The sequence below is a fragment of the Ferrimonas gelatinilytica genome (assembly GCF_039544205.1).
Taxonomy (GTDB): Bacteria; Pseudomonadota; Gammaproteobacteria; order Enterobacterales; family Shewanellaceae; genus Ferrimonas; species Ferrimonas gelatinilytica.
In genome coordinates, this window is the sequence record NZ_BAABLF010000006.1 from 12,249 (window position 1) to 28,623 (window position 16,375).

General features: G+C 59.3%; 14 protein-coding genes. 3 read left to right on the forward strand and 11 right to left on the reverse strand.

From position 1 onward, the window contains the following. Window positions 1-227: 227 nt before the first annotated feature. Both pta and ABD997_RS05045 read right to left on the reverse strand, forming a co-directional pair. Window positions 228-2,366, reverse strand: a complete 2,139-nt coding sequence (gene pta, locus ABD997_RS05040; RefSeq protein WP_345315921.1) for a phosphate acetyltransferase — start codon at window positions 2,364-2,366, stop codon at window positions 228-230. A 57-nt stretch (window positions 2,367-2,423) separates the two neighbouring features. After that, window positions 2,424-3,608: an acetate kinase gene (locus ABD997_RS05045; RefSeq protein WP_345315922.1), complete on the reverse strand. Its 1,185-nt coding sequence runs from the start codon at window positions 3,606-3,608 to the stop codon at window positions 2,424-2,426. A gap of 262 nt (window positions 3,609-3,870) precedes the next feature. Between ABD997_RS05045 and yfbV the strand changes: the two genes are divergently transcribed. Continuing rightward, window positions 3,871-4,308 carry a terminus macrodomain insulation protein YfbV gene (gene yfbV / locus ABD997_RS05050; protein WP_345315923.1) on the forward strand — a complete coding sequence of 146 codons (438 nt, stop codon included), beginning with the start codon at window positions 3,871-3,873 and terminating at the stop codon, window positions 4,306-4,308. Between the two features lie 103 nt (window positions 4,309-4,411). Here the strand turns inward: yfbV and ABD997_RS05055 are convergent, their stop codons facing one another. The 3 genes from ABD997_RS05055 to pflB all read right to left on the reverse strand — a co-directional run bounded on the left by ABD997_RS05055 (window position 4,412) and on the right by pflB (window position 8,357). Further along, the gene (locus ABD997_RS05055; protein ID WP_345315924.1) at window positions 4,412-5,056 is read right to left on the reverse strand and encodes an energy-coupling factor ABC transporter permease; all 645 of its coding nucleotides are present in this window, start codon (window positions 5,054-5,056) and stop codon (window positions 4,412-4,414) included. Between the two features lie 98 nt (window positions 5,057-5,154). Continuing rightward, window positions 5,155-5,895, reverse strand: a complete 741-nt coding sequence (gene pflA, locus ABD997_RS05060) for a pyruvate formate lyase 1-activating protein (RefSeq protein WP_345315925.1) — start codon at window positions 5,893-5,895, stop codon at window positions 5,155-5,157. Window positions 5,896-6,074: 179 nt separating this feature from the next. After that, a complete protein-coding gene (gene pflB / locus ABD997_RS05065; RefSeq protein WP_345315926.1) occupies window positions 6,075-8,357 on the reverse strand; it encodes a formate C-acetyltransferase in 2,283 nt (760 codons plus the stop codon). A 689-nt stretch (window positions 8,358-9,046) separates the two neighbouring features. On the opposite strand from pflB, the gene ABD997_RS05070 reads away from it, so the two are divergent. Both ABD997_RS05070 and panF read left to right on the forward strand, forming a co-directional pair. Next, window positions 9,047-9,256 carry a YhdT family protein gene (locus ABD997_RS05070; protein WP_345315927.1) on the forward strand — a complete coding sequence of 70 codons (210 nt, stop codon included), beginning with the start codon at window positions 9,047-9,049 and terminating at the stop codon, window positions 9,254-9,256. Continuing rightward, on the forward strand, window positions 9,249-10,673 hold the full coding sequence (panF, locus tag ABD997_RS05075; protein ID WP_345315928.1) for a sodium/pantothenate symporter: 1,425 nt from the start codon (window positions 9,249-9,251) through the stop codon (window positions 10,671-10,673). The genes ABD997_RS05070 and panF overlap by 8 nt, the downstream gene beginning before the upstream one ends. A 135-nt stretch (window positions 10,674-10,808) precedes the next feature. On the opposite strand, the gene ABD997_RS05080 is transcribed toward panF, so the two are convergent. From ABD997_RS05080 to ABD997_RS05105, 6 genes are all read right to left on the reverse strand, one after another. Continuing rightward, complete coding sequence (locus ABD997_RS05080; RefSeq protein ID WP_345315929.1) at window positions 10,809-11,138, reverse strand: hypothetical protein; 330 nt, start codon at window positions 11,136-11,138, stop codon at window positions 10,809-10,811. Between the two features lie 337 nt (window positions 11,139-11,475). Then, entirely contained in the window at window positions 11,476-12,282 is an 807-nt protein-coding gene (gene xthA / locus ABD997_RS05085) for an exodeoxyribonuclease III (protein WP_345315930.1), read from the reverse strand. Between the two features lie 5 nt (window positions 12,283-12,287). Continuing rightward, window positions 12,288-12,584 carry a YciI family protein gene (locus ABD997_RS05090; protein WP_345315931.1) on the reverse strand — a complete coding sequence of 99 codons (297 nt, stop codon included), beginning with the start codon at window positions 12,582-12,584 and terminating at the stop codon, window positions 12,288-12,290. Window positions 12,585-12,694: 110 nt separating this feature from the next. Then, window positions 12,695-13,921 (reverse strand): L-lactate MFS transporter, encoded by a 1,227-nt coding sequence (locus ABD997_RS05095; protein WP_345315932.1) that lies wholly within the window; start codon window positions 13,919-13,921, stop codon window positions 12,695-12,697. Window positions 13,922-14,267: 346 nt separating this feature from the next. Beyond that, on the reverse strand, window positions 14,268-15,488 hold the full coding sequence (locus ABD997_RS05100) for an L-lactate MFS transporter (RefSeq protein ID WP_345315933.1): 1,221 nt from the start codon (window positions 15,486-15,488) through the stop codon (window positions 14,268-14,270). A 324-nt stretch (window positions 15,489-15,812) separates the two neighbouring features. Then, window positions 15,813-16,361, reverse strand: a complete 549-nt coding sequence (locus ABD997_RS05105) for a septation protein A (RefSeq protein WP_345315934.1) — start codon at window positions 16,359-16,361, stop codon at window positions 15,813-15,815. Window positions 16,362-16,375 lie beyond the last annotated feature (14 nt).

A 16,375-nucleotide genomic window follows, 5' to 3' on the forward strand; every position in this document is an offset into this window, starting at 1 on the left:
ATTCTAATCTTATGAAAATAATAGTAAAAAACGGCCGGGTCAGAATTCCGCCACAGACGCCGACTTGCATCATAATGGCGCAAAGTGGGGGGCATTGGATGGGGAGCGCAGAGTTTGAGGTTTCGTCGCTCAGGCCTCGTTGATTGGCAAACGGGCGCCGCCACAATGAAAGAAGGGGAGCCGCTAGCGGCTCCCCTTCTTGGGTGACTCAGGCTGAGAAATGACGCTTATTCGGCGTTGGCCTGGATCGCGGTCAGGGCGATGGTGTAGACGATATCCTCCACCAGTGCACCGCGAGAGAGATCGTTCACCGGCTTGCGCATACCTTGCAGCATCGGGCCGATGGAGATCAGGTCCGCACTACGCTGAACCGCCTTGTAGGTGGTGTTACCGGTATTCAGATCCGGGAACACGAACACGGTGGCTTTACCCGCAACCGGGCTGTTCGGTGCCTTGGACGCGGCAACATTGGGCATCACGGCGGCATCGTACTGCAGTGGGCCGTCGATCATCAGGTCCGGACGTTTCTCCTGGGCCAGGCGGGTCGCTTCACGCACCTTCTCGACATCGGCACCGGAGCCGGAGCTACCGGTGGAGTAGGAGATCATCGCGACCTTCGGCTCGATGCCAAAGGCTTTGGCAGAGTCCGCGGACTGGATGGCGATCTCCGCCAGCTGCTCGGCATTGGGATCCGGGTTGATGGCACAGTCGCCATACACCAGAACCTGATCCGGCAGCAGCATGAAGAAGATGGAGGAGACCAGGGAGGAGCCCGGAGAGGTCTTGATCAGCTGCAGCGGCGGACGGATGGTGTTGGCGGTGGTGTGCACGGCACCGGAAACCAGGCCATCCACTTCATTTTCCGCCAGCATCATGGTGCCGAGTACCACGTTGTCCTGCAGTTGCTCACGGGCGACCACTTCGGTCAGCCCCTTGCTGCGACGCAGTTCGCACATTGGCGCCACGTAGCGCTCACGAACAACATCGGGATCGACCACGACAATCCCTTCACCCAGCTCGACCCCCTGCTGCTCTGCAACGCGGCGGATCTCCGCCGGGTTGCCCAGCAGAATACACTCGGCGATGCCGCGCTCGGCACAGATGGCGGCGGCCTTGATGGTCCGAGGCTCATCCCCTTCCGGCAGCACCACGCGCTTGCCTGCCTGACGGGCCAGCTCGGTGAGCTGGTAGCGGAAGGCTGGCGGGCTCAGGCGACGTTCACGCTTGGAGTTGTCGGTGAGGCTCTCGATGAACTTGCGATCGATGTGGGAGGCGACAAAGTTTTGCGACTCCTCGATACGATCCATGTCATCCAGGGGGATCTCATGGTTGAAGTTCTGGATGTTGAGGGCGGTCTGCCAGGTGTTGGTATCGGCCATGAAGACCGGCAAGCCGGTTTCGAACGCCTGCTGACACAGACGCTCAACCTGGTCATCCAACTCGTAGCCGCCAGTCAGCAGCAGGGCGCCAAGCTTCATGCCGTTCATGGCCGCGAGGCAGACGGAGACCACCACATCTTCGCGGTCGGCGGAGGTCACCAGCAGGGAGTCTGCCTGCAGGTGGCCGATCATGTTGGGGATGGAGCGGGCACAGAAACTGACGCGGCGCAGGCGACGGCTGTGCATTTCGCCGGCATTGACGATGCGGGCACCCAGGTGCTTGGCCAGGTCGGACGCGCGGGGAGATACCAAGCTCAGGTTGTAAGGGATAGCGCCAAGGATCGGCACCGGGCTGTTGGCGGACAGCTGGAACATCTCGGCCTGGCTGCCACGTACCACGTTGTCGTGATCGAAGGCTTCCGACAGGTCCGGACGGGCACGGCCAGACTCATCGACCGGGGCACCGATCTTGTTGACGATGGCGCCGAGGATCCGCTTATTGCTCTTGCCACCGAAGTTGTTCACCGCCACTTCCAGGCGGCTTTGCACCTGGGCTGCACTGTCGGCGCCCGGGTTGATTACCAGAACGATGTCCGCATCAACCGCCTTGGCGATGCGGCCATTGAGGGTATTGGCAAAGGGGTGGCTCGATGTCGGTACCAGACCTTCCACCACCAGCACTTCGGTGTCTGGCTCGATGGACTTGGCGGCAGCGACGATCTCCTCCAGAAGCGTATCGGTATCACCGGCGGTGATGCACTTCTCGGCGAAGGCCATGGTCAGCGGCTCTGGCGGATTGATGGTTGGGGAGGTACCCAGGATGGTGGTGGAGCGCTCCGGGCCCATATCGCCGGGGCGTTGTTGGGCGATGGGTTTAAAGAAGTTCACCTTGGCGCCCTGGCGTTCCAGGGAGCGGACCATACCCATGCTGACGGAGGTGAGGCCAACGCCAGCACCGACCGGAACTAACATAATTGCTCGGGACATAATTTCCTCTTGTCACCAAAACGGGCTCCCTGAGGAGCCCGGAAATTGCGTCTGAGTTTAGATCAGGCTCAGCGCGTCGGATGCGATCACGAACTCTTCGTTGGTCGGGATCACCATGGCCACCGGAGAGCCCTCTTTGGTGATCACCCCTTCGTTGCCGAAGCGGGCCGCCAGGTTCTTCTCCTCATCCACTTCGTAGCCGAAGATGGCCAGGTGCTCCAGCACCTTCTCGCGGATCAGGGCGGAGTTTTCACCGATGCCGCCGGTGAAGATGATGGCGTCAACGCGCTTCAGCGGTACGGTGTAGGAGGCGATGTACTTGGCCAGGCGGTAGCAGAACACTTCCAGCGCCAGGGTGCAGCCCTTGTCGCCCTCTGCATGGCCCTCTTCGATGCCGCGGCAGTCGTTGGTCTTCTCGGACAGACCCAGCAGGCCGGACTGCTTGTTGAGCAGGTTGTTCACCTCCTCAACGGTGTAGCCGACGCTGTTGACCAGGTAGAAGATGATGGCCGGGTCCAGGTCACCGGAGCGGGTACCCATCACCAGGCCTTCCAGCGGGGTCATGCCCATGGAGGTGTCGACGGACTGGCCGTTGCGGATCGCGGCAACGGAACCGCCGTTGCCCAGGTGGCAGCTGATGACGTTGGTGTCGGCCGCCTCTTTGCCCAGAACCTTGGCGGCTTCACGGGAAACGAACAGGTGGCTGGTGCCGTGCATACCGTAGCGGCGCACCCCGTGCTCACGGTAAAGCTTCTGCGGGATGGCGTAGGCGTAGGCGTGCTTCGGCATGGTCTGGTGGAACGCGGTGTCGAACACGGCGACCTGCGGCAGGTTGCTGAAGCTGCTTTGTGCGGCACGGATCCCGATAAGGGCGGCCGGGTTGTGAAGCGGCGCCAGGTTGGCGCACTGCTCAATGCCGTTGACGACGGCATCGTCGATCAGGACAGACTTGGTGTACTTCTCGCCGCCATGCACAACACGGTGGCCTACGGCGACCAGCTGCTCAGACAGGGAGGCGGGCAGGATCTGGTTGACGATGTAGTCCAGGGCTTCACGGTGAGCGGCAAATCCACCCAGCTCTGCCTGGCCCTTCTCGCCATCCAGCTTCCATTTGATGCGGGCGTCTTTGAGGTGGAAACACTCGGCCAGACCGGACAGATGCTCGTCACCGGTTTGCGCGTCGATAACGGCAAATTTCAAGGAGGAGCTACCACAGTTAAGAACCAGAACAAGTTTGCTCATTTTTCAACACCTAAAGGAGTATGTTGTGCACCAGACCGGTGGTATGACCCGTTGGCCCAGCGGCGGAAGATGATAGAAAGCTATCAGTATAGTCGCGGCAGTCTTATGCGGTATCTCATCGGGCCCGGTTACAGGGAGGGACGGAGTCGCACAAGTGCTTAAGGTAATACCATTTTACCCAATTCCCGCAGGGGGTGAATTGTGCTACGGTGAGAAGGGTAAGATCTGTGATCCAATTCACTAAGCGGAGGCTATCTCAGAGATGCAGTTGTTTACGCGTATTCGCGAGGGCCACCGCTATATGAAGCTGTGGCCTCTCGAGCCCCAGCTGGCCAGCCGGTTTCCGGAGGTTCGGGTGATAAAGGCGACCCGGTTTGGTATGACCTGGTTGCCGGTGGTTGCCATGGTCGGCGGCACCTTCCAGTGGTCTACCCTCGGGGCTGGCATTGTCCCCCTGGCTTTGGCTCAGGCGCTTCTTATCGTCAGTCTGCCTCTGCAGGGACTATACTGGTTAGGGTGGCGGTCGGTACAGCCGCTACCCGTGACCACGTTAAACTGGTGTAAGGAGGTTAGAGAGCGGCTGGTGAAAGCCGGTTGCCATGTGGCGCCCCTGGTGCCGCACTCCCAGTATCAGCACATGGCGTGCCTGTTAGAACGAGCGTTCAAACGCCTCGATTCCGCCTTTTGGCGTGACATGTAAGACCGCCGTGCTGTGACCGCGTCGCCGCCCTTCGGGGCGGCGTTCCTTTTTGTGCTCCGCTGACGTTACCACCGTTTGTGTTCGACCGGACTGCAGCGCCTGACTATTTATCCCCGTGCAGATACCCCTTCTCATCCCAGGTAGCGAGCCATTGCGGCCGGTATACCACCATCAAGGTGGTGGGGAACCCGTTGAGCATCGCTTCGGGAAAAATGAACAGGGGAATGAGGATCAGGTAGTTATCCTGCAGAAGTGTCCAGTCGTACTGGCCGTGGTACCAGAGCGCGAGGGCAAAGGTGCGTACGGCGTAGATCAAGGCACCGTTTAGGAAGGCGCCGATAAACACGTAGATCCACAGGTTTCGCGGCAGCAGGTTGTGGCAGAACATCAACCAGAGGTAACTGACGCCGATAGGCAGGGCAGTGCCCAGCCAGAGCAGCCCTGAGCTGTTGTGCCATAGATCGACCCCGGCCAGTAGCAGCACCAGTTGGGCTGTGGTGGCAATAAGGATGGCGCTGCGCCAGCCGAACATCAGGGTGATCAGGGGCAGGGCGAGAAAGTGCAGGTCGAGCCCTTCGTAGATCCCGGCGCGGATCCGCCACAGGCACAGAATGCCGACGGCGGCGCAGAGGCAGAGCGTGCGGTAGTGACTGTCGCGCCAGTTGTGTCGCAGGGCGCTGGCCTGAAAGATCCAACCGAGAAACACGGCATAGCCGAGCGTCAATACCAGATTCAGTTCGTCGTTCATCCTTGGCCTCGCTGTGACGCTTTGCCCAAGTGTAAGCAATCGTCGCTTCAAAACCATAAAAAACCGGCACATGGCCGGTTTTCGAATCTTTGAGAAGCTCAGTAGCTGGCGTTGAGGCCGCGGCTCTGGAAGATCTTCTTGAGTCGCTCCATGGTCTCTTTCGGTGGCGGGTGGACGCCGTCGAGCTGGTAGGTCTCGCCGATCGCCTCCCACTTGTGCTTACCCAGTTCGTGGTAGGGCAGCATCTCCACTTTCTCGACATTATCCATCGGTGCCAGGAAGTCCGCCAGCTGCTCAGCAGAGGCGTCATCGTCGGTGTAGCCCGGTACCACGACGTAGCGGATCCAGGTTTTTTTACCGATACGGTTGAGGTATTCGGCGAACTGCAAGGTTCGCTTGTTGGAAACCCCGACCAAGTTCTGATGGATATCATCGTTCATCTGCTTGATGTCCAGCAGCACCAGATCGGTGACCGCCAGGGCTTTGTCGACGATCTCGGTATGCTTGCGGATCATGCCGTTGGTGTCCAGGCAGGTGTGGATCCCCTCCGCCTTGCAGGCACTGAACAGCTCATGGACAAACTCAAGTTGCAGCGCCGCTTCCCCACCGCTGGCGGTGATGCCACCGCCACTGGCGTCGAAAAAGTGTCGGTAGCTCAGCAGCTGGGGCATGAGCTCATCAACGGTGACCTCCTTTCCTCCCTGCAGATCCCAGGTATCCCGGTTGTGGCAGTAGAGGCAGCGCATCAGGCAGCCCTGAAGAAAGACGATAAAGCGGATCCCCGGACCATCGACGGTGCCGCAAGTTTCCCACGAATGGACGCGTCCTTTGACGCTCATAACGCACTCCTGAATAACATGCCTTGTGTGATTATCGTCAATCCCGCCCGGGTCGGGTGGGAAAACGTCGATATTGACCGCTTAGGTTGCGGCACAAGGGCATTGAATGTTGGAAAGGTACAGATGTAAAAACAGCCCCGCGGCAAAGCCGGCGGGGCTGTTGAGTTACCTGTCAGCCCTTACAGGGAGCTGGTGAAGGTACGAGTGATCACATCCTGTTGCTGCTCCGGAGTGAGCGCGTTAAAGCGCACGGCGTAGCCGGAAACACGGATGGTCAGCTGCGGGTACTTCTCTGGATGCTCAACGGCGTCCAGCAGCATGTCGCGGTTCATCACGTTGACGTTCAGGTGTTGGCCACCCTCACGAGCCTCTGTGTGCTTGAAGTAACCGTCCATCAGCGCAGCCAGGTTGGCGCGGCGGCCCTCTTCATCTTTACCCAGGGCACCGGGAACGATGGAGAAGGTGTAGGAGATCCCGTCTTTCGCGTGAGCGAAAGGCAGTTTACCTACGGAGGTCAGGGACGCAACCGCACCAGACTCGTCACGGCCGTGCATCGGGTTGGCACCCGGGGCAAACGGCTGACCGGAACGACGGCCATCCGGAGTGTTACCAGTCTTCTTGCCGTACACCACGTTAGAGGTGATGGTCAGGATGGACTGGGTCGGCTCCGCGTTACGGTAGGTTTTCAGGGAGCGGATCATGTTCATGAAACGCTCAACCAGTTCGCAGGCGATGTCGTCAACACGGGGATCGTTGTTACCGAACTTCGGATAGTCACCCTCGATCTCGAAGTCAACGGCGATGCCGTTTTCATCGCGGATCGGTTTCACCTTGGCGTACTTGATGGCAGACAGGGAGTCAGCAGCGATGGACAGACCGGCGATGCCGCAAGCCATGGTGCGCTTGACGTCACGGTCGTGCAGTGCCATCAGGGCTGCTTCGTAGCTGTATTTGTCGTGCATGAAGTGGATGGAGTTCAGGGCAGTGACGTACTGCTTGGCCAGCCACACCATCATCTCTTCCAGGTTGCTCTTCACGGTGTCGAAGTCCAGGACTTCGTCGGTGATCGGAGCGTGCTTGGGACCGACCTGGGCCTTGGACTTCTCGTCTACACCGCCGTTGATTGCGTACAGCAGGGTCTTGGCCAGGTTGGCACGGGCGCCGAAGAACTGCATGTGCTTACCGATAACCATCGGAGAAACACAGCAAGCGATGCCGTAGTCGTCGGACTCGAAGTCCGGACGCATCAGGTCGTCGTTCTCGTACTGGATGGAGGAGGTATCGATGGACACCTTGGCACAGTACTTCTTGAAGCCGTCCGGCAATTGCTCAGACCAGAGTACAGTCATGTTCGGCTCCGGAGAGGGGCCCATGGTGTACTGGGTGTTGAGGAAGCGGAATGCGGTTTTGCTGACCAGGGTACGGCCGTCGAGGCCCATACCACCGATGGACTCGGTGGCCCAGATCGGGTCGCCGGAGAACAGCTCGTCGTACTCGGGGGTACGCAGGAAGCGGACCATACGCAGCTTCATAACGAAGTGGTCAACCATCTCCTGGGCCTGCTCTTCGGTGATCACACCTTTGGCCAGGTCGCGCTCGATGTAGATGTCGAGGAAGGTGGAGACACGGCCCAGGGACATGGCGGCGCCGTTTTGAGACTTGATGGCGGCCAGGTAGGCGAAGTAGGTCCACTGGATCGCTTCTTGAGCGGTCTGCGCGGGACGGGAGATGTCGAAGCCGTACTTGGCGGCCATCTCTTTCATCTGGCCCAGGGCACGGTGCTGCTCGGCGATCTCTTCGCGCAGCTGCATGGTGGCGGACAGGTCTTCACCCTGCTCGAAGCGCTCCTGCAGGGAGGCAAACTGAGCATGCTTGTCCTTCATCAGGAAGTCGGCGCCGTACAGGGCCATACGACGGTAGTCACCGATGATACGGCCACGGCCGTAGGCATCCGGCAGACCGGTCAGGACACCGGACTTACGGCAAGCCAGGATCTCAGGGGTGTAGATGTCGAAGACACCGGCGTTGTGAGTCTTGCGGTACTCGGTGTAGATCTTCTTGATGGTGGGATCCAGCTCGCGGTCGTACGCTTTGCAGGAACCTTCCACCATGCGAATGCCACCGTTGGGGATGATGGCACGCTTGAGCGGGGCATCAGTCTGCAGACCAACGATGGATTCCAGATCCTGGTTGATGTAACCGGCATCGTGGGAGGTGATGGTTGAGATGACATCGGTATCGAAGTCGACCGGTGCGTGGGTGGCGTTCTCTTGGCGAACGCCTTCCATGACCTTCGCCCAAAGGGTGTTGGTGGCTTCGGTGGGACCGGCCAGGAAGGACTCATTGCCCTCATAGGGGGTGTAGTTCTTCTGGATGAAGTCGCGGACGTTGACTTCAGTTTTCCAATCGCCGGCGGTGAATCCGTCCCAGGCTTGTGAGAACAGTTCGGTGTTATCAGTCATGAGATCTACCTTACTTTGTATTCCGAGGTTAACCGGTGCCGCCTCCGTACAGTCGGGGGCGGGTAGGCGGCCTAGATAAGTTAGGCCGCGCCCATCGCACGGCGATGGGCCGTAATTTGGGTCTTGCATCGTGGGACTGCGGTCAAATCCTCTGACAGGGTTGAAAGCGTCGCCCGATAAGCCTGAAAGCGCGATTGAATGGTTGCCATCAACCCTGCCCAAACTTCGATAGGAAGAGTATATCTCTCCCTCAGTGGCTTTGTGTGATCCTGGCCACCTTTTGCAGCCTTGTGGACCTCAGTAGGCCAAAATATTGAACCTGACCAAACTGGTCAGACCAAATTACATGGATGAAGTTATCACAGTGTGGTTGGGGACAAACGTTCGACAGTGGAAAAATGACGACTACCGCAAAAACAATAAAAATTGGTGACTTGGTACCTGTATGGAAGCTGTAGTGTGTGATCTTTGTCGTGTCGGCGGTCGCCTCGGACCTGGCTTTTTCGCCGTCCGGTAAACATTGACGGTGTCCGCCCCTAGTGGTCATACCAATAAGCTTGCGAGTGTCTGAACCGAATGAGATTCCCCGGGTATTGAGTCGCGTTGCGCTCTTGGCTTGCCCGCTATCATTACCTATCATTGCCCGCTTTCTCTGAGCGCCAGTCAATATTCCTAACCGTTGGAGTCGCATGCAGAAGATCGATGTCAAAGGCCTGGCACAGGGGGCGGTCGCGTTTACCCTGGGCTACTTCATTCTCTGGTTGGCGGGGCCCTTGTGGTTTAGCCAGGCAATGGGCTGGTGGGGACTGCCCCTGTGGTTCTGGAGCTCCTGTGTGGCGGCGCCGCTGCTGCTCAGTGTGTTGGTGGGGCTCTGGTTGCGGGGAAAGGACGATGACTGAGTGGTCACTGTTACTGCCCATTCTGGCCTACCTGGCGGTCACTCTCGTCGTCTCCCGCTTGGCGGCCCGCCGCAGCGGTGGCGGGGAGGAGTTCAGTAAGCAGTACTTCCTTGGCGGCCAGTTCATGGGGGGGACACTGCTGGCCCTGGCACTGGTGACCACCTATACCAGTGCGTCCTCCTTTATTGGCGGCCCGGGCGCCGCCTACAAGTTCGGCCTGGGTTGGGTTCTGCTGGCGATGATCCAGGTGCCGGTGGCGATGCTGACCCTGGGGGTGGTGGGACCCAAGATCTGGCTGCTGGCGAAGAAGCATAACGCGGTGACCATCCTCGATATTTTCCAGGAGCGGTACCAGAGCCCTTTGCTGCTCTGGATCGCCGCACTGAGCCTGATCGGGGCGTTCATCGGCATGGTGGTGGTGCAGTTTACTGGGGGCGCCAGGCTGCTGTCGGTGATGACCGGCGTCGACTATGGCGTGGCGCTGGCGCTCTTTGTGGTGACCGTCATGATCTACACCCTCTGGGGGGGATTCCGTGCGGTGAGCTACACCGATGCCCTGCAGGGATTGGTGATGATATTTGGCATGGTAGCTCTCTTTGTTGGCCTGCTGCTGCATGGCGGCGGGATACCGGCGATGGTAGAGGCACTGGTGAGGGAGGAACCGGCCCTGCTGCACCCCCAAGGGCCGAACCAGTTTCTCTCCTGGCCCTTTCTGTTGTCGTTCTGGGTTCTGGTGGGTGTGGGAACCCTTGGCCTGCCCCACACCGCCCTGCGGGCGATGGCCGTTAAGGATGGCCGGGCGTTGAAACAGGCGATGATCCTCAGTACCGCGGTTTCCGCCGTGGTGATACTGCTGCCGCACCTCAGCGGGGTGCTGGCCCGGGCAGTGCTGCCCCCCCTGGCCAGCCCCGATGATGTCCTACCGACCCTGATGGTTACCCTGTTTCCTCCCATGGTGGCTGGTTTGCTGCTGGCGGCCCCGATGGCGGCGATCATGTCTTCAGTAGACTCGATGCTGCTGCAAACCGGCTCGACTCTGGTTAAGGATCTGATCCTCAGACACCGTCCTCAGCCCCTTTCGCAGCGGTCACAGGCTTGGCTGAGCTACGGGATCATGACCAGCCTGGCGCTGGGGTGCGGTGCTTTGGCGCTGGATCCGCCGGAGATGATCGTCTGGCTCAACCTCACCGCCTTTGGTGTGTTGCAGGTGGTGTTTCTCTGGCCACTGCTCCTCGGCTTGTTCTGGCCTAAAGCCAATGCCACCGGTGCCATCAGCGCGATGCTGGTGGGTGCGGGCGGCTTCCTCTACTGGACAGTTACTGGGGAAAGGCCCTTTGGGCTACATCCGGTGGTGCCGGCGTTACTGCTCTCCGGGCTCGCTTTCGTGCTGGCAAACCGCTTCCATCGCGGTCAGTGACCTGGGAGACGGGCGCTGACTTGGATAGAGGGGGCGAAACCCTGTTGTTGAAGACAAAAAAAGGCTGCTCAATGAGCAGCCTTTTTTTAATTGGGAGGAGGTCAGGGCACGGTGTTTGGCCTGCCTCGTTCCTGTTTAGTGCAGGATCCCCGCCAGGCGGTCGCGGATCTCTCGGCCACGTTCGGTCAGGAAGGCGCGCTTGATGCGGTAGTCCTGCTCGTCGACACGCAGCTCAACCAGGCCCAGGCCGTTACGACCGGAGTGCACGCGCTCGGAAAGCAGGCGGGCGTTGCGGCTGGCACTGGCCTGGGACATCTCGAAACGCTCCTGAAGCTCCTTGATGGAACAGCCTTCCTCTTGGCAGACCTGCATAAACATCAGGCAGGTCTGGGGCGGGATCTCGCTGTACACCTCACGGAAAATTTCAACACACTCCATGATCTTATTTAATTGAGCTTGACTCATTGTTCTATTTTTCCTCTGCTCAACAGGGCTTGTCATTATTATGCGTGGAAAGCCCAGCGGAAAAAGCTACCGCCAGCACTCCCTCTCATGTGCGGCTTCATTGATATCAGTAGTGGCTAGGTCATGCCAGCGAGAGCGGGTGAAAATGAGATCTGGCGCACACTGTGCGGATGGAAATGGATGCCGAGATCATGTTTCCAACGAGTTGTTTTCGAGATGTTGTCTTGTTGTTGGGCGATTGCGGATGAGCTTACGGGGGGAGGTGTCGCGGCGTTGAACCTGTGGGGAAGATGCGGCGTCGGGAAACAGGCCCCCGGGAAGGTCGGGAGCCTGTTGATCAGCGGATCTGTGTCCAGATAGGGGCGTGATCCGACGGCTTTTCGATACCCCTTAACTCGTAGTCAACGCCGCTGTCCACCAGCCGCTCGGTCAGGGCGGTGGAGGTCAGGATCACATCGATGCGCAGGCCACGGTTGTCATCAAACCCCTTCGAGCGGTAGTCGAACCAACTGAAGCGATCACTGACAGCCGGGTGGAGATGGCGGAAGCTGTCGGTCAGGCCCCAGTCCAGCAGACGCTGCAGCCATTCCCGCTCCTCCGGTTGGAACGAGCATTTACCGGTGCGCAACCAGCGTTTCGCGTTGGCCTCACCGATACCGATATCCAGGTCCGTCGGACTGATGTTGATGTCGCCCATCACCACCAGTTGCTCATCTTGGCTGTGATGCCCCTCGAGGAAGGTCATCAGGTCGGCATAGAAGGCACGCTTGGCGGGAAACTTGGTTTCGTGTGCGATGTTTTCCCCTTGGGGAAAGTAACCGTTGAGCACATGGATGGGCGCTCCCTTGGAGTCGCTTAGGGTCACCATGATCATCCGTCGCTGGGCTTCTTCGCTGTCGCTGGGGAAACCGTACTGCACCGATAAGGGCGCCTGCTTGGTTAACATCGCCACGCCATAGTGTCCCTTCTGCCCGTGATAGACGACGTGGTATCCCATCGCCTCCACGGCTTCGGCAGGAAACTGGGCGTTGTCCACCTTGGTCTCCTGAAGGCCGATCACATCCGGTTGATGCTTATCGATCAGCGCTTCGAGTTGATGCAGCCGCGCACGCAGTCCATTGATGTTAAACGAAACAAACTTCATCGATATCAGAATACGCGCTTAAAGGGTTTGACCACGGAGTGGGCGTAGACACCGGCATCGATGTAGGGATCGGCATCCGCCCAGGCCTGGGCCGCTTCCAGGGAGTCGAACTGGGCAACCACCAGGGAGCCGGTAAAGCCGGCGTCGGCAGGGTCTTCGCTGTCGATGGCCGGCAGTGGGCCTGCGGTCAACAGGCGGCCTTCATCTTGCAGCGCCTGCAGGCGGGCCAGGTGCGCCGGGCGAGTGGTTTTACGCATTGGCAGGCTGTTGTCGACGTCGGTGGAGCAGATCATATACCACATGATTGAATTCCTGTTTTCTTGGTATGAGGGGACAGCACGTTACCACGGCTTTTAACGCAAAAAAAAGCCGACGCAGGAGCGTCGGCTTAATTTTGAGAGAGGGCGCTTAGTTAGGCGGTAGCGGTATCGCCCTCAAGCGATTTGGTCTCGGCACCGACCGGCTTGATAACCAGTGCCAGGACGGCGGCGATGGCCAGGCCGATGGCAGAGACGGTGTAGGCGATGGCGTAGGAGCCGGTGGCATCCACGACCAGGGTCGCCATCACCGGACCCATGAAGCCGGAGACACCCCAGGCGGTGTACAGGACGCCGAAGTTGGAGCCGTAGTTTTTCAGGCCGTAGTAGTCCGCGGTGATGGTCGGGAATACCGCCAGCAGTGCACCGTAGCCGATGCCCGCCAGGGCGGCACCGATGATGAAGCCCAGCTCGGTGGTGAACATCGGGAACAGGATCATGTTCAGGCCCTGGAGCAGGAACACCATCAGCAGGGTCCGGATGCGGCCCAGTTTATCGGACAGCATCCCCATGCCGATGCGGCCGAAGGTGTTGAACACCGCCAGGGCGCTGACCAGGAAGGCGGCGTTATGGAGATTACCCTGAACCGCAGCGATGCTGGTGATGTTGCCGATCAACATCAGGCCGGCGGAGGAGGAGAGGGCAAACATTACCCACAGCATGTAGAACTGCTTGGTTTTCATCATCTCACGCCAGCTGAAATCCACACCAGTACTGGCCTTATCGGACACCTTGAGTCCTGCGGGAGCCGCCGGCGTGTAGCCCTTGGGCGGGTTAACGATGGTGAAGGAGAGCGGCAGAGCGATCAGCAGCACGCCCACGCCCAGCACGAAGAAGGCGTTAAACAGGCCGAACTCGGCGATCAGCGCCGTGGTGGTGGGGGCCAGGTAAAGCGGGGCCATGCCGAAACCGCCGGCGATCAGGCCACTGACCATCCCTTTTTTCGAGGAGTGGAACCACTTCATGGCCGCCGGCGTCAGGCAGGCGTAGGCGAAGCCGATGCCAGAACCCACCAGCACGCCGAAGCTCAGCAGCAGGGCGACGGGGGAGGTGACAAAGGAGGAGGTGATCAGACCCAGGCCTACCAGGGTGGAGCCCAGGATCACCATACGGCGCGGTCCCATCCGATCTTGCAGGACACCGGAAACCAGCAGGGAGGCGGCAAAGACCACGATGGAGACGGTGTAGGGCATACCCGCATCGGCGTGGGACCAGCCCAGTTCGCTGACCAGAGCCTTGCTGAATACACTCCAGGCGTACAGCACGCCCATACACAGGTTGATGCATACCCCGGCAACCAGGATCTTTACGGCTCGATTCATCTTGCTTCTCTTCGCTAGGCCCAGGCATTCGCCCGGGCAGGAACTGGGACATTCTCGGACGCAACCTTGGTAACTTGGTCAGTCCAATTTGTTGGCGGCGTACTATAGAGGCAAATGCGCAGGGAGACCAGAAGCGAAATGGTCAAATGTTAACCAGTGCGCAGTTCTGATGGGATACCCCTGTTTTTCCGATGGCAGGTGTGACCCCGATCACGCAGGGTGGGGTCGTTCCGCCGGTTTGAAAGGGTGATATGCGCTATTCGTCGCAGAGGCGGTGAGCAAAGAAGGGGTCGATGAGGGCAAATGCCCTGGCGGATGTTTAGAAATCCGCCAGGGCATGGTTTGTCTAGGCAGTGAGGAGCTCTCCTGAGGGAGCGGTAGCCTTCTTGCGGACCGGTTTGAGCATCAAAGCCAAGGCCACGGCGACCCCCAGGGTCACCGCTGATACCAGATAGGCGACACCGAAGGATCCCGTATGGTCGACCACCTCGTTGGCCAGGACCGGTCCCATGAAGCCGGCAACGCCCCAGGCGGTATAGAGCACCCCATAGTTGGTGCCGTAGTTATTCAGGCCGTAGAAGTCGGCGGTCAGGCTCGGGACGACGGACAGCAGCCCCCCGTAAGCGATACCCGCCAGCGCAGCACCGATGAGGAAACCCAACTCGGTGGTAAAGATCGGGAACAGCACCATGTTCAGACCCTGCAGCAGCAGTACGATCCACAGCGTCTGGATCCGACCGATCTTATCGGAAAGCATCCCCATAACGATGCGGCCGAGGGTATTGAATACCGCAAGAGTCGCGACCAGTAGGGCACCATCTTCGACGCCACCCTGCACTAAGGCGATGCTGGTGATGTTGCCGATCAGCATCAGGCCGGCGGAGGAGCCCAGGGCAAACAAGCCCCACATCATGTAGAACTGAGGGGTACGGATCATCTCACGCCAGGTGAAGTCTGAGGTATCCGCAGCGGCGCCCTGGTTCACCGTCGTTGTTTGGCTGGACGGGCTTGTCGGCGGCGTGACGATGGTAAAGGCCATGGGCAGCGCGATGACGAGCACGCCGATGCCGAGATAGAGAAATGCCTGGTTGATCCCAAACTGGCTGATCAACGCCGTGGTGGTGGGGGCCAGATAGAGCGGCGCCACGCCGAAACCGGCGGCGATGATCCCACTGACCAACCCTTTACGTGAGGGGGGAAACCACTTCATGGCGGTGGGCGCCAGGCAAGCAAAAGCGAAACCGATCCCTGCGCCGGTGATGATGCCGAAGGTCAGCACCAGCATGGAGGGCGTGGTGGCAAAGGCGGAGCCAACCATGCCGACGCCGGTCAGCGCGGTGCCCAGCACCGCCATGGGGCGCGGGCCCCAACGATCCTGAAGGATACCGGAGATCAAGAGTGCAATGGCAAAGACCACGATTGAGACGGTGTAGGGCATGCCAGCATCGGTATTGGACCAGCCCATGTCGCTGACAAGCGCCTGACTGAAAACACTCCAGGTATAGAGAACCCCCAGACACAGGTTGATGCAGACCCCGGCGATCAGAATTTTGATGGCTCGATTCATCTTATCTCTCTTTGCTATGCCCTCAGGGGGGCTTTACGGCAGGCTCGGACTACCACCTGGGCAGTTGGTCAGTCCAATTTTGTCGGATCACTATAGAGATAAAGTCACCTGTAAACTACCGCCGATCAGGTCAAAATGTGAGCAATGCTCAGTTCTTTAGAGCTGCCCACGCTTTTTGCTGTGGTGAACATGCGGTGGATCACAAACTCATTTTTATGCCTTGAAGTCAGGGGCAAACTGCGGGGGTAAAGGCAGGGTCTCGGGGGGCGGGCGAGAGGGCAGGAGCGAAACAGCGCCCTTTGGGGGCGCTGTTTCGACCTCGAGTCAGGCGGCTTTGTCGTCGTCAGACTCTTTGGGCAGGTGGCGGTAGAGGTAGAGGATGGTGAGAACCAGGAAACCAAAGGTCATTCCCATCAGGTAGAACACCTTGAAGGTCACCCAAGTCTCCTGTGACAGGTGGAAGGCCACGTACCAGTTGAGGCCAGCACAGCCCAGGAAAAAGGCGGACCAGGCGTAGCCGATGCGCGCCCAGATGGCGTCTGGAAGGGTGATCTCTTTGCCCAGCATCGCTTTCATGGCTGGTTTTCCCATCCATTGGCTGATCAGCAGTGCCGCCGCAAACAGGGCGTAGACGATGGAGACTTTCCACTTAATAAAGGCATCGTCATTGAAAGCGATGGTGAGTCCGCCAAACACCAGCAGCAGGCCAAAGGTTACCAGATGCATCTTCTCCACCTTGCGGTAAAGGGCGTACATCAGGCCGGTTTGGACCGCGGAAGCGATCACGATGGCACCGGTGGCGGGGATGATGCCGTAAAACTTGTAGACGGCGAAAAACACCAGCAGTGGCAGGAAGTCGAGCAGTTGTTTCATGTCAGATCCAGGGT